This is a genomic window from Prevotella ihumii, from assembly GCF_900155655.1.
Classification (GTDB): domain Bacteria; phylum Bacteroidota; class Bacteroidia; order Bacteroidales; family Bacteroidaceae; genus Prevotella; species Prevotella ihumii.
In genome coordinates this window covers 251,377-277,413 of record NZ_LT706987.1, presented here as the reverse complement: position 1 = coordinate 277,413, position 26,037 = coordinate 251,377, and the positions used below count along the sequence as shown (strand labels likewise).

Here is a 26,037-nt window from a genome sequence, read left to right as displayed (position 1 = left end):
TGAGTATTTATTTCCCTTATGTTCAGTGAGTTATATTCTCTTTTCATCAATTCATCAAAATAATAAGGGTTATAACGCTAAAAGTTGTTCGAGGGTGACCGTATAGTACCTTCCCATGCGCCTGACATCAGAATAATAGTTGGGGCGGTTGTAATCTATCTGGTAAGTGGTATAGCAAAGCGTATTACTTGCTGGTTGTAGCTTCCAAATATCCTGTACTACTTTACGCACTTGCCCTTTTTCGGCTTTCACCTGTGTGAAGTTGAGTAGTGAAACAATATCATTCAGACAGAAGGAATATTCCCTGATATTCATCTGTTGCATAATGTCAATGGCAAGTTCTGCCATTTCAATCTCCAACTTGTTACGATTGCTCCTAATAATTCGTTTTAAAGCTGGTGTTTCCGTGAGTTTAGGATTGAACCACATACGGCTTTCTTCTTGGGTACTTAGTGTGCGATGCTGGAGAAAAAATAGAAAGGCAGGTATTTCTTCTTTGAGCTTCTTGAGGAAATCTGTATCATCAGATTGCAGTTTTTCTATTTTTCTTACCCAATAGCGGGTTTCTCCCATATCTATGATAAGAGGGAGGTACTCGTTGTTGGAACAGAGCACAAACTTGGAAAAGAAGGCTATTTCAGAGCGGTCTTTTCCTTTGGCTTCCACCTTGTAGGTATGTGTGGTACTTAGATTCTTTAGTCGTTCACTGTCTTCCCTACGGTTAAGCAGCACTTCATCTACTACGATAATGAGCTTTCCTGCCCAGTCAGCATTGAACTGACTGCGAAAATCCTCATTCGTATTAAAGGTTACATTGTCCTTAAAGATGGCTTTAAGGAAGTTGAGGAAGGTACTTTTACCTGTGTTGCGCTCTTCTGATACCAACAGAAGGATAGGTAACTTCTGAATGGGCTTTAGCCCAAGTTTAACGGGCATAATTATTTTTCATAAATTTTCAGTGTGTTTTGAGGGTTTCAGGTTTGCTAAGTACTTAATAATCAGCCGTAGCGTTTTCTGAATACGGGCTAAATCTGATTTGTAGGACACTAGCATATCAATTTTTTTTTGTTACTTTGCACCTATGCACGCAAATGTACAGACACGTTTTAATCCGGCAACTGGTGAAAAGGCTCTTTATTATAGACTTAAAGAGTCGTATCGTGACGTGGTTGGACACGTACATTCGCTCATCCTACTCAATATTGGTTTTGAACCTTCTCTCACAGCCTTGCAGGTGAGAAGAATTGCTTTTGCACTTACAGAGCGTTTTAAGAACAGAGGAACTAATTCTTTATTTGGCAAGCATTTGGAGGGGCTTACTGAACTGGAACAGGCTAAGGCGGATGAGTGGTGGCAACGGATGAAAGAGGAAGGTGGAATTGATAGATTCGATAAGAAGGAACAGAAGGCAAGAAAGGAGTCTGAACGTTATATCGATCTTGCTACGGCAGAACATACTGACGCAAGGAATGTTGGTGCAGAATGGCTCTGTAAGCAGACCATTGATAAGCTGGGGCTGGAAGAGTTCCTGCGTGACCAAGGATGGAGCAACCATTCTATCCACACCGCACTCTCTGCGCTCATCATCCGGACTGTGTATGCCGTATCTGAACGTTCCTCGTATTATTATCTCAGGGATAATTCGGCTGCCGCCGAACTTTACACTGGGTCGCAAGACTGGACTCCGGGTATCAATGCCCTGTACAAGGTAACGGACAAACTCTATGAACTTAAAGAGAAGATAGAACGTCACTTGTGCAATGTAACAGATAACCTTTTTAATATAGATAACAAGCTGATGCTCTTTGACTTGACAAACTTCTACTTTGAGGGTAGTAAGCGTGAAAGCAAGAAGGCACAGTTTGGTAGGTCGAAAGAGAAGCGATCTGATTGTAAACTTCTCGTCCTGGCCCTGTGTATCAATAAGGAGGGCTTCATACGCTATTCTTCTATCCTGGAAGGCAATACGGCTGACCCTAAATCACTGCCTGATATGATAGATACGCTGGCAGACAGGAATCCTGTACAAAAAGAAAAATCGCTTATTGTGATGGATGCAGGTATTGCAACCGAAGAGAATCTAAATCTTATTAAGGCAAAGGGTTACAACTATCTCTGCGTATCCCGCACCAAGCTGAAAGATTACACGCTCAGTGAGGACCATAAGAGTGTGATGGTAAAAGACGCCCGAAAGCAAACGATAACGCTCAACAAGGTACACACCGAAGGTGAGGACTACTATCTTGAGATAACCTCTCCATCTAAGGCTATGACCGAATCGTCAATGAACAAACTTTGGCGTGAAAGATTTGAGACAGAGCTGAAGAAGATAAATGATGGTATTGCAAAGAAAGGTGGAACGAAACTCTACGAGAAGGTTGTAGAGCGTACGGGACGAGCCATACAGAAATATCCTTCTATCGCAAGATACTATGCGATAGACTACATTAGAAACGAAGAAAAACCAAAGGAAATGCTACGTGTAGACTGGAAGCTCAAAGACCTCTCAGCCATCGAGTCCGGACACGGCGTATACTTCCTACGGACCAATGTAGAAACACTCGACGAGCGTACCACATGGGACTATTACAACCTCATACGAGAAATCGAATGTACCAACAGGCAGTTGAAGACCGACCTGAACCTCCGTCCTATATATCATCAGACCGATGACCGGAGCGATGCGCATCTTTTCTTCGGTCTGCTTGCCTACTGGGTGGTAAATACCATCCGCTGCCAATTGAAGCGAGAAGGCGAATCCTGCTATTGGACCGAAATCGTGCGGAGGATGAGCACCCAGAAACTTGTAACCACGGAAGGTAGGAACCCGTTAGGAGACATCGTACAGATGCGACAATGCAGCAATCCCTCAAAGCAGGCAACTGCTATATACGATAAATTAAAACTGAAATATGCACCATTCAGAAAAATAAAAATTTGTAGGACACAGAGTCCATAGCCAAAACTGAAAAAGTATAATAATAGCAAGATTCTACGATGATAGGTGTTAAACTTGGGTTAGAATGTTAAAACCTAACTTCTGTGCCTCAGTCTCAATATTGTTATGACGACGAGTCTCATCATCAATAAACACATCTATGCTATTACGTTCAACATCATATCGACATCGTTTCAGCCGATCTCGTACTCTATATTTCTGCTTATTAGGGAATACTTTGATCTTTGTTTCCTGACTAAGACCAAAAATAGCCTTTGCACGTTCTCGTTTTATAAGACGGATTCTCGTCTCTGACATTATCTTAGCAGTATTTGCCTTACTTCGCTTTTGGTGTCCTTTCGTTGCTGCTTGATTGACTATAATATTTACAGACGAAACCGAAATATTGTAAGCATCCAATATTAGCCGCCTTTGTGTAACATTCTTGCTTTACTACCTTTGCCCGAAAAACTTATGTTTGTACTCAATGAAACAAATGTTTTTCGGGTTTGTTGCACTCCTGTGGACATGCGTCAGGGTATTCTTCGCCTGTCCCAATTGGTACGCAGCACACCCCCATTACTTTTATGCGGAGATTTGCGATTTCCGCACAGCAAAGGATATAGGCATCGATCGTCCCGAAAAAAACGAGATACTCCATAACATTCCGCCGACACCTGAACAGGAGGAGTTTATCGGCAAGTTGATGGAGTTTGCCAAAAACGGTGATGCCACCCTTTTAGGGCGTGCGCCACTGAGCGAGAGTGAGGAAAAGGCAAAGATGCTGATTGCAACTGACTACGCCCGCAAGATGAGCTTGGATCTACGCATGATAGACGAAAATGGGTACTCAGACCATATCGACAACAAGGCAAGCCATTGTGCGAAATTACTCAATGACTACTATCAGAAGTATGATGCACAGAAAGGTACCCAGTTTGTATTCTCCGATTTGGGTACGTATAAGCCCGGTGGAGATTTCAATATCTATTCGGAGGTAAAGCGTAAATTGGTGGAAGATTATCATATCCCGTCCTACGAGATACGCTTTATTCAGGAGTGCAAGAACGAGAAAGCCAAGAAAGCGATGGTAGAAGCGATGAATCGTGGAGACATCCGTATCATCTTCGGTTCTACTTCTATGCTTGGAACGGGTGTCAACGCCCAGCAGCGTGCGGTGGCGGTGCATCAACTTGATACACCCTGGCGACCCTCAGATTTAGAACAGCGCAATGGTCGGGCAATCCGTAAAGGCAATATGGTTGCCAAAGAATTTGCGGACAATAAAGTTGATGTGATTATCTATGCCGTGGAGCGGTCGTTGGACAGTTACAAGTTCAACCTACTACATAACAAGCAATTGTTTATCAATCAGTTGAAGACCAATACGCTCGGTAGTCGTACCATTGACGAGGGTTCGATGGACGAGGATAGCGGTATGAACTTTTCAGAGTATGTTGCCGTGCTATCTGGTAATACGGACTTGTTAGAGAAAGCCAAACTCGACAAGAAGATTGCCACGCTGGAATCCGAGCGTAAGAACTTCCTCCGTGAACGTGATGCCGCAACGGGAAAGTTGGCAGAGATTGACAGCTCCGTGTCTTTCCATTCAGACAAGATCAAGGAAGCCAAGGCAGACTTGGCGTGCTTTGAGAAGCGTGTGGAGCGTGATAAGGACGGCAATCCTATCAACAAACTGGTCATAAAGGGCGTGGAAGACAGCACAGACATCAAGGTCATTGCCGCACGCCTGAAAGAAATTAACGACAAGGCACGTACCAAAGGCGAGTACAATAAAATCGGTGAGATTTATGGTTTTTCAATCATGGTGAAAACGGAAAGTACCTCAAAGGATTTGTTTGACTGCTCCATGAATCGTTTCTTTGTCAAAGGGCAGGAGAGTATCTACTATACCTATAATAATGGTAAGTTGGCTACCGACCCGAAACTTGCGTGTGAGAACTTCTTGGGTGCGCTGGGGCGTATCCCCAAGGTGATAGAATCGCATGAGAAGGAGAAAGAAAAGGTTGCAGCCAATAAGGAAATCTATACTGCTATTGCTAATGGGACGTGGAAGAAAGAGGACGAACTTCGCTCGCTCAAAGGGCAGGTGGCAGAGTTGGATAGGAAGATTGCATTAACGCTTTCAGCGGACAAAGAAGATAAAGAAGAACAGGGAAATAGTCTGTCCGAAAATGAGACTTCTATATCAATAAAAATAGGCAATGAACAGACACAAGAAGCAGATAATCGCTCACAGAGTTTTCGTCCGAAATGGCGGCATTAAAACATCTAATTCCGAAATAATGTACCCCAAAAGTTTTGTTTCTAACTTTTGGGGTCTTTCTGTAAAACAAAAGAGATTTTCTTTATGAATATTCGTTCTTTCCTAAATGTTTAATTCTCTTGCCGTCCTAAATCAATATTTTCTATCGAGTGGAGAATCTTGGTGAAAGAGGATTTTATATTGTCTGGTGATGGTATCTTACGGTATGCGATTTTAGATAAATTCTCAATATATTTCGGTGTCAGAGAACTCCATATATTTTCAAAGTCTTTTATCAAGGGAGATTGATTTAGGTTATCCAAAAGTTTCCAGCCTCTTGGCTCATCAAAGGCTTGCTGATCGTGTTTTATCAGTGTTGTCAAATCTGACACAAACGCATCGCTGGAAATATAGTTTTGTAATTGTTCTATGCTTAGGAGTGCATCCAAATCATAGAAGTGACGTACTTTGGATGTCAATGATGCCAATGGAGTGTCGCTCATTGAAAAACGAATAAGCGATACGACTTTCTCACATAAAGTTTGTCTGAGTGACAACACATTTAACTCAAAGGGTGTAAGATTATACAGTTCTATAAAGGAACTCATTCCCTTCTTTCTTAGAAATGTAGTTACAAATGGCTCAATTATTCGTATTTCATGGGGAAATGGATTGGCAAATGCACTGATTTCCACTATAATTCTTGCTGGTACAGGGTTGGATAATTCATCCAATCCTACTTGAGTATTATAGAGAAAAGCTTGTTTTCTATATTTTGATCCTTTGGAAATATCGCTGAAATCTAAATCCTCTTTAAAATTAGCTGTAACTTCTTTCATGAGGTGCGAAAGTAGCATTTTTACTTGATTACCACTCATGTGTTCGCTTATGACGGCAAAATCTACATCTTCGGAAAATCTGTTTATCAGTTGATAAGCCTTAGACAAGGACGTACCACCTTTGAATACTATCTGTTCGGTATAACTACTTTCAGAAAGAGCACGAAGTATGGACGATATGTAGTAATCCTTCTCTACCAGTTGGATAGGGATGGTGAGCTCCTCAGAAGCGGCATGAAGCAGGTCTCTGAAATTTTCTTTTTCCAAATGCAGTTGTTTGGCTATTGTATGTTCCATTGTTTTTTTGCGAGTGATGGTGAAAGTCCAATCCTAAATTGCGTTAGCGGACTAAGCGATTGATATAATTTATCTGTCAATGATTTGTCAGAAAGCATCGAACCCAGCAGGGCACGAGTTAAAGGAGAGTATTTCATCGAAAGTTCCACTATCCGCTCCTGTTCTTTTTTAGAATAGGCATTTATTAAATTCTTCAAACGAGAATAGGATTGGTCAACAGTCGTATCGGGTATCTTTTTTATCCATTTAAGGCAATCCAACAGGCGTAGCATATCAATAACCTCCTTGTTTATCTCATTCTTTTGTATTACAAACCGAACTGCATACATACCTCGTTTTCTATTTCGACGAGGGAAGTTTGTCCCAATTTCGAGGGTGGTAGATTGCTGTGTGGTAAGTCCCAATAAGTTGAAAGCGTAGAATCCTGTCAGATAACCTACAGGGCGGTTATCTTTGTATAATAAATCCCGAAATCTTTCTTCCATAGTAGGTCCGACTTCTCCGAAAGGTGTTATTTTAGGTTTATAGTAGAGACCCGGACTGAGCCGCTCTATTTCTCCTTTTTCCACAAGTCTTCGTAAAGTCATCACTGCTGCTTGATGCTCGGTGTGCAAAAGCCCTAAGTCTTCTAACTTAAAGACTTTTCCCATTTCGAATTCTGATATTTTCTTCTTAATACCCTTGCTTGTCATACAATTCAATCTTTGTGCAAAGATACACATTTTGTTATGTAAACGCAAGCATTTACATAACAAAATACATATTCATATCGTGAAAGATGATTACCATTCATCACGCTTGCGTAGCATTTCGTCTATCTCTTCACGAAGAAAAAGAAGTCTTCCGTTAGCTTTTAGGTATGGTATCTTATGGGCCCAAACCCAGTTGTAGATGGTTTTTTGCTCCACTTTGAGAATTTTCGATACGTCGATGATGTCAAGATACTCTGGTTTAAGAGGCGGATGGGTAGTTGTATCAACAGACTGCTCTTTCAGTACAAGCAGTTGATCGAGTTTATTCTCGACAGTTTTCAATCTGTCAAACAATCGCTTGCACCAATCCTTTTCTGAAGTATGTTCTATGTATGGCATAATTCTCCTTTTTGATAGTTACCACTTGTGTCTTGCGACAAGATACGCTGCTCTTTCATATAGGCAATGTACTTCTTTGCCGTTCGATCCTTGATTTCCATTTCACGCATCAACACATCGCACAACTCTTGATATGATAGCTTTAGTTTGGCACGGAATGCAGACTTTACGACAGCCAACAGTTCATCGGTCTTGCGTTTTTCCTTATCCTCTTTCGACTTTTCTCCACGATAAACGTGCATATCGGCTTCCTTGTCCCATCCAAAAAGCATTATCGGCACATCTAGCGGGCTTCCATCACGCACTTTCAATGCCTTGACGACCGAGTATTCGGGATTGTCATCTTTCTCGATGGAGAGAATGCCCGCAGCCTTGCGTTGCAGTTCAGACCCTATATGTCCTCTGAGTTTGATGCCGTTGGGTACAAAATGGAGTACGCAAATGATACAAGTATTGTAAATTCCTGCCAATCGATAGAGTTCGTCCACGATGGCTATACTCTCTGTTTCGTCGTTGGCGGAGCGTATCAGGTCTGCTATACCGTCAATGACCACAAGATGAATTCCACTGTGTTTGTGATGAAACAAGTCCATACTCTCACGAATGATTTTCAGTCTGTCCTTGCGTGATAGCGATGCTAGATAGAGGGAATGATAAAACTCTGGCACGGACTTGATACCAGCCCTGCGAAGTGTCTTCTCCAAGTTCTTATAGAGTTGTGCCTCCGATTGCTCTGTATCGTAGTGAAGTACAGCCAATCCTTTGGGGTTGGCAGTTACTTCCAATCCCAAGGTTTGCTCTGCCTTTAATCGTTCTCTCCCAAGAGTGCCGGCAAGGATGGCGGCAATGTAGTTGCTTTTGCCTGTTCCTTCTCCACCTGTGATACAAAACAGATTGTCCTGCGTTCCAAGAGGAACACCATTTACTGCCACCACCGACTTTGAAGCGTCTGGCGGATTATCGTAGTCTATCTCACAAGATTGCAATATCATCATCGTCTGTGCATACATATTGGTGAACATATCATTAAGAAGCACTTTCAAGTCCTTTGCTTCATTGCCCAAGGCAAAGAAATCCGATATATCCTTCTCCGACTTACCCCCTTGCAATGGTAAGGTCAGACTCAACACCTTGTATTGAGCAAGTGCATCTGTCTGCCGTTTAGCTTCTCTTATGCCTGTCTCATCAGAGTCGTACAATATAATAATGTGGCGAAAGCGGAGCTGCAATCCTTCGATGATATTCTCAGGAATCTGTGCCGTCTCACTGTTGAAACTGATGGCGTTGAAACCATGAGCCGAAAGTGAAAGCACGTCTTTCTCCCCACCTGTGATGAAAACAACATCCCCTTTGCTGGGCAGCTGCTGGAAGCCAAAAACATAGTCGTTCACTTTCTCACCCCCATAAAGAAAGCGCAGCTTACTCTTAGGGCGATAGACTTTTACAAACTTCCCCATACTGTATGCAAACATCGGATCTTCATGTGTTGAACCAAGTGTAAACGGCTTACCCTGATTGGAGACAGATTCATAGCGAGCAAGCGACTTTACATAAAAACGTTGCAGAGTCTTAGTATCAATACCATATTGCTCCCAATAGTCTAGTTCTTTGACATTGAAAGATTGCTCAATTAGCTTGTACCACTTTTTACCTTCCATCTTCTTGAGCTGGTTAGGTGGTTGTACTAAGGTTGGTTTACAAGGCTTCATCATCATTGTGTGGGGATTACTATGTTCTTTCCTTTCAATGCAAATATTCAGCTGCAAGTCCCGATTTATGGTTTCAAGCACCTTAACAAAGTCTTTCCTCACGTCCAGTCCGAGCATTGTGGCTGCAAACCAAAAACAGTCCCCCGAATAGGCTTCATTGCCAAAATCCTTCATTCGGTAGCAGCCGGACTTGTTGTCGAGATAGATATTGCACGATGCACGCTTGTCGTCATACAAAGGATTTCGAAAATTGCGCTTTGGCACAAAGTCGATGGGCATATAGAAGCAGAACACATCCAGTCCTTTGTTGGTTCGGCTTAGTATTTCTTCTTTGATGTTCATAGTTCCTCAAATAAAGTTTGACCATTTCCCATATATCCTTTAAGGACACCATCCTTGTAGGCGTTGAGTCGTTGCAGGGCTTCCACCCGTCTGAAACCCTTGAAGGAGGCACGTCCGCTCTTGACGGCGACGTAAAGTCCCTTGAACGGATAAGCAACGTGGTTGCATGATATATACCTGAACGGGATTGCGTTGGTGTCCCTCCATCGGGCAAGGGATGCCCGCGAAATGCCCAAGAGTCTGATGACGTCGGAGGAACTGAGTTCCATCTTATCCTCCAAAACGGAATAATCGCGTCTCATTTCCACGATAAAGCTGGCTATTCGCTCCATGTCGTTCCTTAGTGAGCGTAACTCTGCAATTACCGTCTTTTGTAAATTATCTTCTTCTGTCATATGCTACTTCTCTTTTCAGTTTAGGATTGAATTGTTGCTCTCCGTGGATTATCATCCGTCTGGAAATTCAGAGTCCTTCCCCAATTGGTGCAATAACTGCATAAGATGCTGCTTAAATCTTCTACTGTCTAGCTTGCACAGCCGATTGAGAATAACGATGAGATCTTCCTGCTCCATTGTGGAGAAGCGAAGGCTTTTATGGGGTGTGGTTGCAATCATGGAATCAATCATTCCCTTTGGGAGATGTATCAGCAGCACATCCATATCGAAGGCTGCGGCACATCTTGCATAAGTGTTGATACGAAGGTCGGTCTGCATCTTGCAGTGTTTCATAAAGTTGGAATATTCCATATCGGCATAGCCTGCCCTTAGCTTGCAGTTTTTGCTGGCGGAGAGCATGATTTCAAGCGTCGGAAGTACAACGTAGAATTTTGCGTTACTTCCAGAGTTTTGTTTCTTTGTCTTCATATGTATCCGTCTTTTTGTTAGAAATAATGCTGCAAAGTTCTTAACAAATAGGGCTTTAGAAAGAATATTAAATTGCCAATATTGGCATTATATTGCCATTTTGCATTTTTAACATTATGCGTTATTTGTTGCCCAATACGTAGGCGAAAATCTTTAGCCTGCCATATCAATCAATCACATCTTTGGGACTGTCAGTGCATGGTGCAAGGTCTATCTATATATATAGACTTGCACCATGCACTGAAAATTGTAGCCAAAAGATTTCTAAAACATTTTCCCACAATAATTTGGAGGATGTTCTACTTTTTTGTACTTTTGAACCCAAGAAATGCAAGTGCGCATTTCGGGTAGCAGTATCTGCGAGTACTCTCAAAATACTCTGTTGTGGCTACAATATGGCTACAATTAAAAAGGATAAAAAAATAAAAGACTATGATACAAGGAGTTGCAGCGAAATGGTCATTTTCCTCTCTCTCCGCTTTATACAAACACATAAGCCCCTAAGTTACAACAACTTAGGGACTTTTTCTTTGTCTTCTAATTATTGTTGCCCCATTTTTTGCCCCAAAGTTGCCCCACTTTTTGCCCCATTTTTTGCCCCACTTTTTTCTCCGAAAATTTGTTCAATCCTGAAAAACGCTTTTTTATGTAAATATTTTTCATCATTTGTAATTACCTGTTTTTCAATGAATAACAGAAGTCATAAAAAGTAGGAATCGAACCTTTATATCAGATTATATCAAATGTTTCATTTAGTTGACTTTTCAACACTTCCAATTCCCTTTCCCTTGCAGTTCGTTTTCGCCCTAATCAACTCCGAAACTCGAATGATAGCCTTCTTGTTTAACACCACCCCTCCTTTACTTAGCCCTACTCTTTCCAATGAGCGTTGCTTGATACCAATATCTTCTGCTGTCAGTACACTATAAATTGCAGGAATAGATCCGAAATAATAGTTCTTCCTCCCTTCCATCAGTTGCACATGAATTACCTTTACCATAGCCTTTATTGTCTTAGATTACTCCAAAGTTACAAAATAAGCCCTATATACGATATTTTGAGTGATAAATCTTCAAAATATCTATCTTGATTAGTTTTCAACTATTCTACAGTAGACATATCTGGCTTTAATTTTCCTTTGCAAAGGTAAGCAAGGTCGTAAGAACACAAAGTACCGCTACACTATTTAAGAATATTCTCACGGCAGCCTTCCACAAATCAAAGATTTGGGTTTTCCATGAGAATATCCTTAAATTACTTTGCTTATCTTCCTAATGACCTTACTACCTCATTTGCACGTAAAATTTGAAAGCCCGACCGTGATGCTGCAAAAGCAGTTGAACGAGAGGGAAATGTATCACTTATTAACAACAAGAATTATGACAAACAACTATGCTATCTTGCTATCGTTAGGCTTCTGTAAGGAAGATTATAAGTTTGAAAACTTCAAATCTGATTTTGGTTACGATTGGACAAGTGAAGATTTAGACGATGCTATTGAGAGTGCAGGATTTGATATACGAAATGTAAGAAACTGCTTGATGGATATACTTTGGTTTAAAGTTGTGTATGAATATGTTGATAATAAAGGCTGTGATAGAGAAGACTTTGATTGCTATGTGAACGGCTCACTTGACACCCACTTCTACTTCAAGGAGACTGAGGTAAATTCAACAGAAGACATAGAAGAACTTCTTGAAAGGGGAAATGAAATATCACATCGTCAAGTTTTTAATGCTTGACGATGTTTTACATAAACAAATAACAATCTCATCAATATGGAAAATCTATTTGAGACTTTAGTTGAGAAACTTCGCAAAGGCATTGTTTCTTTCGTGTATCGTAAGAAAGACGGCACGGAACGTCATGCGTGTGGTACGCTATATGGTATAGGACACACCATTAAGGGCAACAGCATTCATCACCATAGCAAATTTACACTTGCTTACTATGATGTAGATTGTAAGGGTTGGAGGTCGTTTCTCATTGACAATCTCATTGAGGTAGGCGAACTTCGTAAAGGGACGATAGCAGAACATCATGATATTTGTCTTGCACTTGTTATTAAGCTAAAAGAGAAGATGAAGAAAGACGGAGTTACGGCTTTCGCTTATCGTAAAGTTGATGGTTCTGTGAGATATGCACACGGCATTCTTTCGGATAATATAGATATTACGGGACAATACTTTGTCTATTATGACATTGATAAGAAAGAGGAACGTAAATTTCGTATTGACGCTTTCATAGGTTTTGGCGAACCATCAAACATTGAGGTAAACAACATCTTCACAAGCAATGAAGAGCCACAAGTGATAAGTGGTAAGTCTTATAATGACTTTAGTCAGCTTGATATTAAGACCATTCTTGCAAAGAAAGGCATAGATATTGAGGACACCGAGAATTTCATGGTCATAGACTTATTGCCCGAACTGAATAAGGAACAGCTAAAAGACCTAATCATAAAGGCAACATCGAGGCTTGCAGAGCTATAAAAGGTAACGGAGGGATTAACCACCCCTCCACAAACTTATATGTTTATGAAACAAGCAAATCCTGAGAAGAGAACGCACCGCTATTGTACTAAATGTAATCATGAAGTGCAGTATGAACGAGTATTAGACTATCCCTTTTATTGTCCGCAGTGTGATGAAAATATGTATAACTTTGAAACGTATAGAAGAAAATGAAGTATCCAAGAGTAGATGTATTCAAGCGCACGAAGTATAGTCCTATTTACCAAGAGATTTATCAAGTAGATACTATGCGCCCTAACCGACCAATACACAGCAAGGCAAGTATGACTAAGCAACAAGCGAATGCTTATGCAAGACGTGAACTTGCTTTTTTAAAGAAAGAGGGATATGAGAAAGTTGTTTATAATTCTATGATGATAGACTTATCAAAGTTTATCCGTTAGAAGAAAGTCCGTGGTTTGTCACCACGGATTTTTGCTGTGTGCTGCTCCTAATGGTCGCAGCACAGATCTATCATAGCCCTCTTTCATTTTACAAGCCCTTGATTATATATGCAAAACCTTCCTTTTGCCCTATCAAAACACACTATCGCAAGTTTTTCATTCTTGTTTTCCCACATCATTTCTGCATTGTCCCCCACAGCTTCGCCAGTGTCCAGTAAAGCATCAGGAACGCACTTATCTCATATACATGAGCGTGCTTATCCATTCTGCTTTACAGAACACAGGCTGCGCTGAAACCCTTAAAATAGACTGTGCTGTTTTAATCCCTTGAAAACCACAGTCGCATGTTCTACGAAGCATTTCGACAGAGGTTTTCATGGGACTCTGGGAGAGCGGTTATGACAGTATCTCATTTTAAAGCCTACGGCTATACAGCCATTCTTTACCCTTTAGTCTAAGATAAGCCCTGTATTCTTTGTTGTCGTTTACACTCCTGCAATCACTGCCTGGATTTAATTTTACTTAGCAAAGGTAGCAAGTCCGTCAGAATGCCAAAGTACCGCTGCGCTATTTTGCTATATTGTTATGGCAGCCTTCCACAAATCAAAGATTTGGGTTTTCCATAACAATATCGCAAAATTACCTGGCTTATCTGTCTTATGGACTTGCTTACCATTAGCACATAAAATTTGAAACCTCGACAGCGATGCTGCAAAAGCAGCTAAACTAAAGGGAAAAGTATCACATCATTAAAAACTTAAACACATGGTAACAATTCAAATTCCAGCCAGTGTCGATGCAACAATGTCGATGATTGGTTATGAACCGAAGACCACCTTTTGGATGGATTTTTCGATTGCAGAGAGATTTGGTATCGAGGCTATCATTGATACCTTCAAACGTGCTTTTAAGGAATGGCACACCGACCACATCTACCTCACAGAACTTGTGATGGTGCTTAATCACAAGATTTGGCAGTGGTATGAGAAGAGCGACTCCATCGCAAGGGTGTACGACAAGCTTTGGCGCAAAGCTGATGAGTGGGCGCAAGAGAATCTGCACGGTAAGGAGTTGCAATACTTCTACGAGGTAACAGACTAACAAGGAAACGGAGGGGATTAACCACCCCTCCACAATTAAGAACAATATGAAGGATATTATTTTGCTTTTATTCTTATTGGGAAGTGGCATCAACCTTATCGTAGCTGACCAGGCAAGCGATTTTGCCAAGTGTGTGTACCTCCTCTTGTTTCTTGTGGCCAATGCCCTTTGGACCGTGTTTACCAAGCAAGGTAAACGATTGGTTAAGCTCATGGAGGATTATAACTAAAAAAGTACATAGTATGAGTAAGATATATCTCACTACTTCATGTCCTGTATGTGGAAAGCGTATCTTCCTCAATAGTCACGGCTATCAGTGTGAAAGTTGTACTTTTCACATACCCAGCTTTGTCTGCAATCGACGGATGACAGCCCAGGAAATAGAGAAAATCCTAAGCGGTGAGAAAATCATCTTAGACGGATTTTCCACAAACTCCGGGAGAATCTTTTCCTCAATCCCTGTTATCGACAACGGTGAAGTAAGACTTGACAATACAGTTGACAATAGCCTTGACATCGGACGTGTAGTCGTTGGCACACGGACTTTCGTCTGTGCCAACTTAGAAGGTCAACCACGCAGCAAGTTGAAAATTCAACGAATCTACAATGGGCACATGGTTACTCCAGACGAGGTAAAGGTTTTGCTGCATCAAGGCAGTGTTATCTTAGATACTTTGGATGAAGAAGGAAATCCTCTACAACAGAGGCTTTCCTTTGATAAGAGGAAACAGAAGGTGTCATTCCGTCTGTAAAAGGCCAAGGAGTCCCTGTCTCACGACAGAGGCTCCTTTTAAAGGGTTTGTTTCAAAAATGTATCACTATCATTTAGGCGAAAATGGCGGTATAGACCAACCGTATTCTTTCAGGTTTTGGGCAAACACAAAATCGATTAAGCACTTCTGCTTATATTTCTTAGTCCCTTGCTGAAACTTGGCTTGTTTCTGCTTTTCGTAGATAACCTGTATCACTTGTGAATAGGTGTCGTTGTTTTGCCGTTGTTCCTCGTCAATCTTGACCATATAGTAATCTGCTGCATCGGCATCCAAATAAATATTCAGCAGTTGGCGTACCGTGTCTCTTTGGAAATCTCCATCGAGGCTAAGCCAGTCTGTCTGTTTCATTCTTTTCCCTTTAGTACTATTAGCAGTCTTTTTCTCTTCGTATGGTTGCAACGGCTCATCCCCTTCCTGCCAAGGTCTATCCTTTGCTATGTCTTTTGACTTAGGAAATTCTCTTGTATAGATATAAAAACGAAGATTCTTAGGAGAACCATTTCTACCACGCCCATATCGATCAGGAACATCAAAGTCAAACCACACATCACATTGATTGTTTTGATAAAGCTCATACAATTCTCGTTGTGCTGGCAAGATAACTTTCTCTACCATCGTTTTGAAACGCTGATATTTCTCTTTTTCCAACAGCTCTCCAGTCTTAGGATCATGGAGTTCTGATAGTCCGAAGGTAGAGCGGAAGGTTTCGACCGACATTTTCAAGATTCTCTTCTTGTAAGTTTCATCGGGAGCCGTAGGGTCGATATAGCGGAAATCACCCGAATAGAGGCAGCATATCTCATAGAATTTTTGCGAGTATTTCGAAGTCAGCAAGATAGCCGTATGCAGATTGAGGATGGTAAACGACTTGGTAAGGTTGATTACATACTCATATAGCTCTGGAGAAACACGCACTGTATAATCATGGGTTGATGTATTCCATCGAAAAGCATCTATCCAGTGAAAGTAATCCACCACCAGCTGTTTATCTTCATTCTCATGAAACTGAATGATTGCTTTTTGGGCCAGAGACCGCACCGTCTTGTAGGTACGCATAATATGTTTATTTCCACCGATCGAAGCCAAATCTCGATCCGTCATATTGAACACGAGGTTCTGCCAGTTATCACGCATTGTCAATCCCATTTCCTTATACCGCATCTTGATAGCCTCCGATAGTTTATAGAGGAAACGGCGTTCCATCATCGTATAGCGAAGAGGAGAACGAAGAATAAGGTTGTTGAAACTGAATGAGCATTTGCCCACGTCGCCATTTTCAATGAGGGTGATTCGTCTTTTTGCCATTGTTAAATCCTTTAATTAAATTTTCAGAATTGATAATCTATAATGTCGTAGCGAAAATTTGATTAAAGGGTACCGGGAAGACTACTGTCAGGTGTACTTCGGTAATTGTATTAAAGTGAATCGAAACGACAATGCAAATGTAGGTAAATTACAAGACAGAGCAAAGGAAATGCGACAAAAATTCAAAAAGTCAGATTGTTACCTTAAATAATCAAGGAAAAGAAGGGGGACTCTTCTCAAAATGTTGCTTAATCGGTACCAAAATGTTGCTTAACCAGTACCAAAATGTTGCTTAATCGGTACCAAAGTGTTACTTAACTGGTCCCAAAATGTTACTTAATAATGGCTTATATGTCTGATTTTCAGCGTATTATAACGCTCTTAAATAAAGTTTATAAATAAAATATAATAAATAAAGCTTTATACGCGCGCGAAAGAAACTTTTAACTAAAGGGAAAAAAATAAGGTCGATGACGTACAGAAGCCGAGTCTCCAGTCTTCTCAAAAGGTTACGAAGTGGACTAATGACCATGGATATTTTTCATAAACGCCCCCCAAAAAATCAAGGTTATTTTATTTTTATCCAGATAAAACAACGATAATATTACGACTTTTTCAAAGGCAACCGGTAAGACTATATGCAGCATTAATGTCAGATCGACCTTTTTCCTCCAGTTCTACCATTCCGAGTAGTGGTGTCACCGATTACCTTTTACCCTTTTTGTTTTATTGTTTGTTTGCAGTTTTGCTTTTATGATTGGCAAAGTTTATGATTGTTTGAATAACATATATTTTGCTTTTTTGTTTAGCAACTTTTATATTCGGTTGCAAAGCATACACCTTGTTTTATTGTTTGTTTGCAGTTTTGCTTTTATGATTGGCAAAGTTTATGATTGTTTGAATAACATATATTTTGCTTTTTTGTTTAGCAACTTTTATATTCGGTTGCAAAGCATACACTTTGTTTTATTGTTTGTTTGCAGTTTTGTCTTTTTGATTGGCAATAAAAAATACTGTCAAATCGAATATAATACAGGGGTTCAGAATGAATTTAGAGAGGAATGGCGAAAATGACTTGTAAATATCATGTACAAAGGGATTGAAAAAGGGCGTAGAAAATGTGTAGCAAGTTGTACCTTTATACGCATATTTTTCAAATCTGCACATAAAGGTTACTTGCCCACAAAGTGGGGGAAATACCGTCGCAACTCCGGTATTAGAACAAAAAATGATTGCCTTTTTTTAGATTTCCAGCAATCTTTTGAAGATGTCAGATTGCTGTTTTTTTATGTTGGTCATCATTTTTTTTAAGATTGAAACTTGGGGGAGAATGATTTGATTATAATATTCTTCGTTAAGTTCTCCACTGTAAATTAGTTCGTTTGCACGTTTGGTAATTTGATTAAGGTTTACTCCTTGCTTCGATATTTCGTGATTAAATTCAGTCATTAGGTCTGCTAATTTATTCAATGATTCTATGCGTTTTACAGTTCCTTTATCATCAAATTGAGCAACAGCATCACGGATCATAGCAGACATTTGATTATAGTGCTGCGCTTTTTTCTTGAATAAATCTAATTCCCTATTGTTCAACACAAGGAATATTCGGTTGGTTCTTTTGTCTTCTTTCATAAAATTACTCAATTGATGGTTTTAACCCAAAGGTATAAATTTATGCGCATCAATATATCTATTTGTCATTGAAAAATGCTATATTTGCAATACTGTTTTTAAACACTTTAATATATTTACCGAAGTACACCTGACAGTTGTCTTCACGGTTATCTTTAATGAAGCAGGAATATCTATGAATTAAAGTGCAATGATAGCAACAATACTTAAATCAAGCAGTACATTTAGTGCTGTCAATTACAATGAAAGAAAGGTGTCTAAGGGTACGGCAGAACTCTTAGAAATTTCTAATTTTGATTATTTACAGAAGACAGGCAATATAACCGCAGCCAATTTGCAAGAATATCTTGTGAAGTATTCTTCGATAAATCAGAATATCACAAACACCCAATTCCACGTTTCCATTTCTTGCAAAAAGCAGGAATATACTCACGACCAGCTATTGGAAATAGCACATCAATACCTCAAAGAAATGGGGTATGCGGAGAAGGGGCAACCAGTGTTAATCTATGCACATCATGATACTGATAATAATCATATCCATATTGTAACGAGTCGAGTGAATCCAGAAGGAAAGAAAATAGACCATGACAACGAACGGCTACGCTCACAAGCTATAATCAATAAGATTATGGGAATTGAGCCAAAACGTGCGGCAAAGAGTGTTATCCAAAAGGCTATGGAGTATTCTTTTGCAAGCCTGGGACAGTTTCAGGCAATACTAGAAAGTAGTGGGTATGAAAGTTATGTGGAGGATGAGAAACTGAATGTTAAGAAAGGTGGCACTGTCCTCGATAGTATAGCCATCAAAGAGATCGAACAAGCAATGACCACCAAAAAAACAAAGGAAGAAACCAGCAAGCAGCGCAAACGATTGAAAGCAATTCTTTTGAAATACAAAGAACTTACTTCTAATAAAGAAGAACTTAATAAGATGCTCAAAAAGAAATTAGGAATATCGCTTGTTTTCGTAGGGAAAAAGGATGCTCCTTATGGTTATGTCGTGATAGATCATAAGAATAAAGAAGTATATAAAGGAAGTGAAATATTGGACTTAAAAGTATTACTGAATTTCAAAAAGCAACCAGATGTGTCTATTGGAGAACAGGAGAAGGATATATTAGGATTTATACATAAATTGATAGAAGAAAATGACAAATTAACTATTGGAGACGTTAATAAATCCTTATGGAGGAAATATAAGGTCAATGTCTATCACGATGGATATGTAAGAGATAGAAAGCAGAATATTACTATTCCTGTGGATGAGAGTGATTTTAATATCTTGCGAAAAAATTATAGGAGGCAGTGGCTCCAGGGATTTAATCCTTCGACCGAGGAGGAGAGGACTATTCTTTGTAGATTTGGGCATATTGAAGATGAAAGTACGATTGATCTTGTTCAGCATAAGGATAAAGTAAAGATTGATAATACAGTCAATCATATCAAAGAGATTTTAGGTACAGCTGAGCTTGGTAAGGTATATGATGATTTACAAAATGCAAAAATTGTAGTAATCAGGAGGGAGGAAGCTATTTATGCTATTGATATGGGTAGTTCTACTATTGTTAATTTACGAGATACAGACATAGACCTATCTGCGTTTATAAGACATAGTAGAAATGTTCCAGTACATAGGCCTACAACTACACAAGGGAACCAACAAACAAAATCCCAACAATTAAATGCTGGGAATTTACTGGGATCTTCTGGCTCTGACCACCATTCTAACCGAGAGTGGGAAGTTGGTGGCGGAGGCAATTGGGATGATATTGACGATGAGAGGAAACTAAAGCGTTAATTCAAGCTACCATTCTATTGTAGGTTTAGGTTGGTTTGTAGGCTTGAAAAGCCTGTCGAGATGCTGATGTGATAATGCAGACTCATCTATGAACGATATAAAGATAGTGGCTTCACAGGATATACCCATAATGATCTTCATATTGCCTGATACCCATTCTGCTTTTGGGAAGATTGCTTCGGCATTGCAAGTCTTAAACCATGGGACAGATAATTGAAGAGAAAGCTCACCTTTATGCAAAGGTTGCAACTTGACAAGGGGATATTCCTTGACAGGAGTGCCATATTTTATTGAGAGATATTTTACCAATTGTTCGGTCAGTCCGACCAACTGGTTGTGTTGTTCTATATTAAGAACCTCGTATATGCACCGATTATCGGACAGATTCAATTTTGAAGAACTCAATGGTTCAAACATATAACAAAGGCCATCATTCGTGTCTGAATATGGGGTCTTAATAGTTACAGAAACTAATTTGTTTTCAAGGAAATAGTTATGCCCTGTGAAGAAAAGTGGTAACGTACCCTTTGTGTAGTTTTCATTGTTAAAAGCCGTGATGTCGGCGCTAGGGGGATAAATTTATTAACATCGAAAGCAATACCATTGATCGATATTAGATACTCTGTCATCAAGGTTGTCGAGTCCATTATCTCCGTGGTCTCCTTCAATTTCTGTGATTGACTCCAATACTCATCAAAATCCATTCCTAAATGATAGTAACCTAAAATCGGTTCTTGCTGATTTTTAATGCTGTCATTTTGTGCTATCATAGTGTACGAGAATAGCACAGATAAAAAAAGTAGGCAGTATCGACGTATCATAATTTATTTAGTTTTGATTATAGACTGCAAAGATAACTCAATGATATGTCTTTTTGTTATTACCTATCATTTATTTCACAAATTTTCACTAATACAATTGCAAATAAGATGATCATAGGTGTGATGTACCAATGAAAACAAAATAGCCTTTTTCTCTTCACACATAGGTAGATTGTGATAATATCCACCTATCGTAGTCATTATAGGAGTTTCTGGAAGATTGATACCATTATAGTTTGCTGATATAATATAGTCACCACCTTTTTGTTTGCGAACGACAACATCCGAGAATACGATTTCTGCATTACATTTCTTATTCAAGAAACTTTCTTTAAGGCCTATCATATACAAAGGAATATCTATCGGACTCTCTATGACAATACAATTATTATCTTTCTTTGCTGTGTTGAAATGGAGAATACTTAATAAAGCAACTGTACGTCCACGAAGTCCAAAAACATTACATTCATATAGTAACACATTATTTATCAAAGAAGAGATTTTAATAGCATCATCATCAAAAGTTATATACTGATTTTCTACCTTAATAAAAACCATAGTATCATGTGGTGAAGAATGTTTTTTATGCACAAAAAGCTCATATAGCGAAGTGTTTTGAACCCTTTGTTTTTTGAGTGTTTGTGCTTTAACTTGGATAAGGTCAACCATAAATAGGACTTGTTCTTGTATAATATCCGATAAGTTGGATAATAAAGTGAGACCAATATGGCTGAAATTCCATTCATGGTTCTTAACCAGTTCTACCAATTCTCCATTGTCAATGCACACAGAAACTGTCTGTGCATTGATTATAATGGAGGATAGGCGCACTTCTCTAATAAAACCGACTTCTTCAATTGCTGCATAATGGTTAACAATAGGGTAGCAAAGCTCGGTATGACCAATAAGCAGTCGCATATAGTCAAGAGCCTGCTGTGAACTTGTAACTGTTGTATCTAAGATATGACAGTGATGTTCGAACTTGTGGATTTCAAGATTAGACTGTAAATATCGTAAAATATGTAATCCTTTAGAAGATATGACCATATAAGAATAAGCCCCATCATTATCTGTAAAATCAGAAATTTCCCAGCCTAACATAAGATATATTTTATCGGCATCGCTACTTACAGCAACATACGAACCACCTATATCAAAAAGCACAAGTGCCATCTTTGTTTTGTCAAGCAAAGAATGGCACTTGTATAGTTCGACTACGAGTTTACGCAATTTTTTGATATTCTCGCTCACGGTAATGGTATTTCAAATGTCTTTACTACGCTCTTGCCTTCTCGATCAAAGAAGACCCATCGTTCAGCACGATACTTCATACCGTCCTTATCGACACATTCATAGTCTATTTTGACCTTCCAGCCTGACCATTCGCCTTTAGGTGTATTTTTGAAGATCATTGTCTGCACCTCTGTGGCTGCACCCATTTGTCTACGCATCAAGTTTATAGTGTACGGATCAGCCTTTGTAATATCTGCTACTCTTTGCGTCTTTGACATTAGGTTTTTGGTAACAACATCCATTACCTTCAGCATCCCTGTAATCTCTTTACGAGTAAAGTAGTTTACCCCAAAGGCTGAATCTGGCTCTGTGTGAGCTATCAATTTAAGCTGCTTGGGATAATCCAGTGATGCTTTTAGGTTATCCTGGGCTTTTTCAAACATTTCGTCTTTAGGAGAGTGGCATGCACTTATGAAAGTGCATATCAACAGCAGAAAAGCAAAAGTTATTTTTTTCATTACATCTTAATATTTCATGTGATAAATAAGAAAGTTCTTATATGCCTTGAAACGAACAACCTGGTGTTCTGGAACCAATACAGGAGTATTGTTGGGTGGTGGTGGTGTTACTGTATGTTCTTTGACAGTTCGCAAATCGAAACTGCCAAAATTATCCAGTACTACACTTTTCCCATCATCCATAACTTCACTGATAGCTCCCAATAAAGCGTGAAGGCTTTGTCTTAATACTTCTTTAGACAATCCTGAACGTTCTTTTGCCTTCTGCAAAAGTTCGTTAGAAGAGACTTGTTTTTCTTTCATTGTTCTTATTATTTATATGATATTATTTGTATTTCATTCTGATTGCCGACTGCTAAAATGAGTGTATGAACATGACCGAGCTTGTCAAAACCAGAAAAGGGTTGTTGCAGCTTACCATAATCTAATAGTTCCTTAGCATCATTAAGGTTAACTTTATGGCCATAGTAATGCCTCCATATTTTAAAATCGCAGCCATGCTTATAATTTGAACAGTTGAATGCTGTTGGGCCAACAAGCAAACTTCCGCCACATACAGGACATTTCCCTACCATAGAAGAAAGTTCAACCATACCATCCTCATTTCTTGTAAGAAAGGCAGAGAACCACTTGCCTTGCTTATTAAGAAAGCCATCAAGTATATCACCTTCATTTCTGCAAAAAGCCTCTGCTTCCTCTACAGTTATATAGCGGTTGCAAATGAAATTTGGAACTATAAAGTTACAAGAGGGTGAAGGTGTTATATTATTTACGCACGCATATCCAAATCTTGTTTGAATAATTTGACCTCCACAGTTAGGGCATACCGCATCAATAGGTCTTGTTTCAGCTTCAATTGTGTAACCTTCTCCAGGATTGATGATAAAACGACCTTGATAGGGAAATCCTTTTTTATCACACAGATTGATATAACTAGTTTGTCCTGTTCGTATCAATTGGTGAATCATTTCATCAGTTACATCTGTTCCATAGATGTGAAATGGAATAGAGAATCTACACCTTCTATGTTCAGAAGCTGGATTCAAACGATTGGTGCAAACATAATCTCTATTTGTCTTGATGATATGCCCATGTCCACATACTGGACACAAGCCAAATTCTCTTTCTATATTTTCCATTAAAGTACCTTTCATTGTTATGTTTTAATTATCTACAATACGTTATAACATTAAAATTCCAGTCGAAGATAATGTCGTCTACGATATTCTTACTTGTCATAATTGCTGCCCAACCTTCGGGATCGAGTTTTATGAAAAGGTCACGCCAACGCATCGTCCGAATCTCCCATGCAAGGAGATAAAGCGATGTATTTATGTTTTCGAGTTTATCGAGTACAGTGTTACAGATGTAATAGCGTTCAGCAGAGTTGAGAAGATTAACCTTTTTTTTCTTCTTGACAATGTTCCCTTGGTTGTCATAATCAGTTGTATTATATGTACCACTGGTTACAAGTTGTTCCAGGAATGGGTAGAGGCTCATCATATCCATAGTCATACTGCGTAGTTCCGTACCAACTGTGGCAGCCAGGAATGTACCTTGAAAACCACCCACTTTAATAGCACAGCGAACATTGTTCATATTGGAAGGAATTTCCTTTACGACAAGTTCTCCTGCACGTTTGATTTGATAGAGATTTTGAAAAGCTCCTTGCACATTGGCCATATATCCTAAAATTTTATCTTCAATCTTGTGCATCCTATCTAATGCTACGGTTACAGCTGCTTCTGCTTGTATAATTTTGTTTTGAGTTTTTTCACGCTTTGAATAAATGTTCTTTAGCGTGTTCATTTGTAGTGTAATTGCACCAGCTAAAGCAGGGTCTACTTGTACACCAACTGCATAAGTTGAACGACTGAAAAAGCATATCAAACAAGCAAGGATTACGGCCTTTTTATTGATTAGTGATTTCATATATTCTTTTTCTTTTTTACAATTTTCTACTCTTCTTCGGATTATCTGAACTATATCATTTTGCGCATTTACGCCACACATTATCATTGTACCATCAGTTTTATCGGTGGAGATAACACATACCGTCTTTACTTTCCACAGCTTTTGCATAAATGTTTGCGATTCACTATAATCGACGACTCGGTAAAGCTCGATATAGTCCGTATGTCGTGAGAAAACTCCACGAATACGGCATAACGTATCGTCATTGATAATCCAAACAACCGCCGTAAGCATGATATATTTAGCTATCCCCATAATAGCAATCAATAGGGAAGAAAATGAGACTACTATTTGGATATATCGACCTTCTAATGAAGATACTAAAGGCATAGTAATCAGGGTTGCTACAAAGAGGAGTACCAATCCCATATGCTCGGCGAAAAACTGTCTGTAATTTGGCTTGATATAAATGTCCATTTTTAAACCTTTAGCCCACCCATCCTTTTTTCCCTAAGATTTTCTTCACGTTCGTATTTATTCTTAGAAATTATTGGAGAGGATGGTTTGTTCATAACTACATCATTCCAGTCTTTGAAGGCTTCTGGTGCTTTTTCAATGCCGTAATTGCGCTTGAAGTGGATAAAATCACGAAGATTATTCAGATTCGCCTTTTGAGGATCAAGTTTATATTCTTCACCATTAAGACTAACTCTGATAGCATCATCTGTTTGCACTACATTGAGTGGTATTTTTTCGACGACACCAACCATTCTCATACCATATATACGACCAGGTACATCATTATCGAAGCAATCCACAGCACGAGCATTTGAATAGTAATTCATAATTCCTCCAACCTGCTGATTGGAAAAAGTACCCCCAATAGAAACAAAGACTGATTGTTCCAATTCTCCCTTTAGTTTCGCTTTGTTTGCTTGATAAAAGGCCATTACATCGTATGCACTTTCAGCGAAGTAGACATTTTTTATATCTTCTGGATTGTCTTTTTTTGAGAAGTCAACAATCCACGCAGCTGTAGTGGAGTTAGTTCCAGTCGCCTTGCGCTTGAAACTACCATAACCACGAATTTCATACCCTTCTATTTTTTCAGCACCAGGCTGTACATAAGGGAAACCAATATTTATATAATCACTATTGAAGCGTATATCTTTTACTCTTTGAATCCAGGGAGCAAAATCTTCAATGGTCTTCTTCTTGATGTTTCTCTGCTTGAATATATATTGAACAGCATCAATATTTTGCAAAATAGGCTCTGTATGATATAGTTTCGGATTAAAGGGCTTATTGGTGTTTATTTGAGCATAAACCTTTTGTGGCTTCTCTTCAATAGGCTGGTTGGCAAATTTTGCCATAACCTTACTTATTAAATCCCAGTTGTTGCGACTACTAATGCCAAAAGAGTTGGCATTTTCTTGAATAAAATTGATTACATCACCACGTTGACCATTACGACGAAAGAAAGTTTGTTGAGCTTTGTCATGAATATGGCTCACAATAATTGTGTCCTTTCTACCGCCAGCAAAGTCGGGTAGGACAAATTCTATGTACCTACCCATTCCTGCTTTTCTGTCAACCTGATAACCTAGGCTATAAGCAATATCATCAATACCAACCTTTGCCTTTAAAGCCTTGAAATCGACTTGATGTTCCTTCATA

26 protein-coding genes and 3 pseudogenes are annotated in these 26,037 nt (G+C 39.2%); 9 read left to right on the top strand and 20 right to left on the bottom strand.

From position 1 onward, the window contains the following. Positions 1–69: 69 nt before the first annotated feature. Positions 70–924, bottom strand: a pseudogene (locus tag CZ367_RS01405) (primase-helicase family protein); the annotation flags it as partial. 157 nt (positions 925–1,081) lie between these two features. Between CZ367_RS01405 and CZ367_RS01400 the strand changes: the two are divergent. Both CZ367_RS01400 and CZ367_RS01390 read left to right on the top strand, forming a co-directional pair. Continuing rightward, the gene (locus CZ367_RS01400) at positions 1,082–2,959 is read left to right on the top strand and encodes an IS1634 family transposase (protein WP_077195391.1); all 1,878 of its coding nucleotides are present in this window, start codon (positions 1,082–1,084) and stop codon (positions 2,957–2,959) included. Between the two features lie 562 nt (positions 2,960–3,521). After that, positions 3,522–5,225: pseudogene (locus CZ367_RS01390) on the top strand (helicase-related protein); the annotation flags it as partial. 110 nt (positions 5,226–5,335) lie between these two features. Here the strand turns inward: CZ367_RS01390 and CZ367_RS01385 are convergent. The 8 genes from CZ367_RS01385 to CZ367_RS01355 all read right to left on the bottom strand — a co-directional run bounded on the left by CZ367_RS01385 (position 5,336) and on the right by CZ367_RS01355 (position 11,345). Then, positions 5,336–6,340, bottom strand: coding sequence for a nucleotidyl transferase AbiEii/AbiGii toxin family protein (locus tag CZ367_RS01385; RefSeq protein ID WP_077195390.1), 1,005 nt, complete (start codon positions 6,338–6,340; stop codon positions 5,336–5,338). Beyond that, a complete protein-coding gene (locus CZ367_RS01380) occupies positions 6,325–7,032 on the bottom strand; it encodes a type IV toxin-antitoxin system AbiEi family antitoxin domain-containing protein (RefSeq protein ID WP_021668849.1) in 708 nt (235 codons plus the stop codon). The genes CZ367_RS01385 and CZ367_RS01380 overlap by 16 nt, the downstream gene beginning before the upstream one ends. Positions 7,033–7,122: 90 nt before the next feature. Next, positions 7,123–7,431 (bottom strand): helix-turn-helix domain-containing protein, encoded by a 309-nt coding sequence (locus tag CZ367_RS01375; protein ID WP_008449194.1) that lies wholly within the window; start codon positions 7,429–7,431, stop codon positions 7,123–7,125. Continuing rightward, a complete protein-coding gene (locus CZ367_RS01370; RefSeq protein WP_077195389.1) occupies positions 7,419–9,482 on the bottom strand; it encodes a bifunctional DNA primase/helicase in 2,064 nt (687 codons plus the stop codon). Before CZ367_RS01370 ends, CZ367_RS01375 begins: the two co-directional genes overlap by 13 nt. Continuing rightward, on the bottom strand, positions 9,479–9,877 hold the full coding sequence (locus CZ367_RS01365; RefSeq protein WP_021669139.1) for a hypothetical protein: 399 nt from the start codon (positions 9,875–9,877) through the stop codon (positions 9,479–9,481). The genes CZ367_RS01370 and CZ367_RS01365 overlap by 4 nt, the downstream gene beginning before the upstream one ends. Before the next feature lie 51 nt (positions 9,878–9,928). Beyond that, positions 9,929–10,345, bottom strand: coding sequence for a hypothetical protein (locus CZ367_RS01360; protein ID WP_036857307.1), 417 nt, complete (start codon positions 10,343–10,345; stop codon positions 9,929–9,931). 537 nt (positions 10,346–10,882) lie between these two features. Further along, entirely contained in the window at positions 10,883–11,011 is a 129-nt protein-coding gene (locus CZ367_RS16390; RefSeq protein ID WP_262500713.1) for a hypothetical protein, read from the bottom strand. 82 nt (positions 11,012–11,093) lie between these two features. After that, on the bottom strand, positions 11,094–11,345 hold the full coding sequence (locus CZ367_RS01355) for a hypothetical protein (protein ID WP_077195388.1): 252 nt from the start codon (positions 11,343–11,345) through the stop codon (positions 11,094–11,096). 379 nt (positions 11,346–11,724) lie between these two features. Between CZ367_RS01355 and CZ367_RS01350 the strand changes: the two genes are divergently transcribed. From CZ367_RS01350 to CZ367_RS01325, 6 genes are all read left to right on the top strand, one after another. Further along, positions 11,725–12,087, top strand: coding sequence for a hypothetical protein (locus CZ367_RS01350; protein WP_024992677.1), 363 nt, complete (start codon positions 11,725–11,727; stop codon positions 12,085–12,087). Between the two features lie 36 nt (positions 12,088–12,123). Then, positions 12,124–12,837: an SH3 beta-barrel fold-containing protein gene (locus tag CZ367_RS01345; protein WP_077195387.1), complete on the top strand. Its 714-nt coding sequence runs from the start codon at positions 12,124–12,126 to the stop codon at positions 12,835–12,837. Between the two features lie 191 nt (positions 12,838–13,028). Beyond that, entirely contained in the window at positions 13,029–13,262 is a 234-nt protein-coding gene (locus CZ367_RS01340; protein WP_077195386.1) for a hypothetical protein, read from the top strand. Positions 13,263–14,027: 765 nt separating this feature from the next. Further along, positions 14,028–14,363 carry a hypothetical protein gene (locus CZ367_RS01335; protein ID WP_077195385.1) on the top strand — a complete coding sequence of 112 codons (336 nt, stop codon included), beginning with the start codon at positions 14,028–14,030 and terminating at the stop codon, positions 14,361–14,363. A 46-nt stretch (positions 14,364–14,409) separates the two neighbouring features. Beyond that, positions 14,410–14,592 carry a hypothetical protein gene (locus CZ367_RS01330; RefSeq protein WP_077195384.1) on the top strand — a complete coding sequence of 61 codons (183 nt, stop codon included), beginning with the start codon at positions 14,410–14,412 and terminating at the stop codon, positions 14,590–14,592. A gap of 13 nt (positions 14,593–14,605) precedes the next feature. Beyond that, a complete protein-coding gene (locus CZ367_RS01325; RefSeq protein WP_077195383.1) occupies positions 14,606–15,115 on the top strand; it encodes a hypothetical protein in 510 nt (169 codons plus the stop codon). Between the two features lie 69 nt (positions 15,116–15,184). On the opposite strand, the gene CZ367_RS01320 is transcribed toward CZ367_RS01325, so the two are convergent. After that, on the bottom strand, positions 15,185–16,441 hold the full coding sequence (locus CZ367_RS01320) for a replication initiation protein (RefSeq protein ID WP_077195382.1): 1,257 nt from the start codon (positions 16,439–16,441) through the stop codon (positions 15,185–15,187). Between the two features lie 1,242 nt (positions 16,442–17,683). Beyond that, entirely contained in the window at positions 17,684–18,073 is a 390-nt protein-coding gene (locus CZ367_RS01310) for a plasmid mobilization relaxosome protein MobC (RefSeq protein ID WP_077195380.1), read from the bottom strand. Between the two features lie 190 nt (positions 18,074–18,263). Here CZ367_RS01310 and CZ367_RS01305 point away from each other — a divergent pair, with 190 nt between their 5' ends. Next, positions 18,264–19,874: a relaxase/mobilization nuclease domain-containing protein gene (locus CZ367_RS01305; protein ID WP_077195379.1), complete on the top strand. Its 1,611-nt coding sequence runs from the start codon at positions 18,264–18,266 to the stop codon at positions 19,872–19,874. A 6-nt stretch (positions 19,875–19,880) separates the two neighbouring features. Here the strand turns inward: CZ367_RS01305 and CZ367_RS16105 are convergent, their stop codons facing one another. From CZ367_RS16105 to CZ367_RS01270, 9 genes and pseudogenes are all read right to left on the bottom strand, one after another. Next, positions 19,881–20,291 (bottom strand): hypothetical protein, encoded by a 411-nt coding sequence (locus CZ367_RS16105; RefSeq protein ID WP_237581475.1) that lies wholly within the window; start codon positions 20,289–20,291, stop codon positions 19,881–19,883. A 53-nt stretch (positions 20,292–20,344) separates the two neighbouring features. After that, positions 20,345–20,644: a hypothetical protein gene (locus CZ367_RS16100; protein WP_237581473.1), complete on the bottom strand. Its 300-nt coding sequence runs from the start codon at positions 20,642–20,644 to the stop codon at positions 20,345–20,347. A 126-nt stretch (positions 20,645–20,770) separates the two neighbouring features. After that, positions 20,771–21,868 carry a hypothetical protein gene (locus CZ367_RS01295; RefSeq protein WP_237581471.1) on the bottom strand — a complete coding sequence of 366 codons (1,098 nt, stop codon included), beginning with the start codon at positions 21,866–21,868 and terminating at the stop codon, positions 20,771–20,773. A 74-nt stretch (positions 21,869–21,942) separates the two neighbouring features. Then, a complete protein-coding gene (locus tag CZ367_RS01290) occupies positions 21,943–22,371 on the bottom strand; it encodes a hypothetical protein (protein ID WP_084793533.1) in 429 nt (142 codons plus the stop codon). Positions 22,372–22,452: 81 nt separating this feature from the next. Beyond that, on the bottom strand, positions 22,453–22,749 hold the full coding sequence (locus tag CZ367_RS01285; RefSeq protein ID WP_077195376.1) for an HU family DNA-binding protein: 297 nt from the start codon (positions 22,747–22,749) through the stop codon (positions 22,453–22,455). Between the two features lie 8 nt (positions 22,750–22,757). Next, a complete protein-coding gene (locus CZ367_RS01280) occupies positions 22,758–23,600 on the bottom strand; it encodes a topoisomerase C-terminal repeat-containing protein (RefSeq protein WP_237581469.1) in 843 nt (280 codons plus the stop codon). Between the two features lie 13 nt (positions 23,601–23,613). Further along, positions 23,614–24,378, bottom strand: a complete 765-nt coding sequence (locus tag CZ367_RS16610; protein WP_077197325.1) for a hypothetical protein — start codon at positions 24,376–24,378, stop codon at positions 23,614–23,616. Between the two features lie 138 nt (positions 24,379–24,516). Beyond that, positions 24,517–24,654 (bottom strand): annotated as a pseudogene (locus tag CZ367_RS16605) (PH domain-containing protein); the annotation flags it as partial. Between the two features lie 185 nt (positions 24,655–24,839). Next, entirely contained in the window at positions 24,840–26,036 is a 1,197-nt protein-coding gene (locus tag CZ367_RS01270; protein ID WP_077197324.1) for a toprim domain-containing protein, read from the bottom strand. Position 26,037 lies beyond the last annotated feature (1 nt).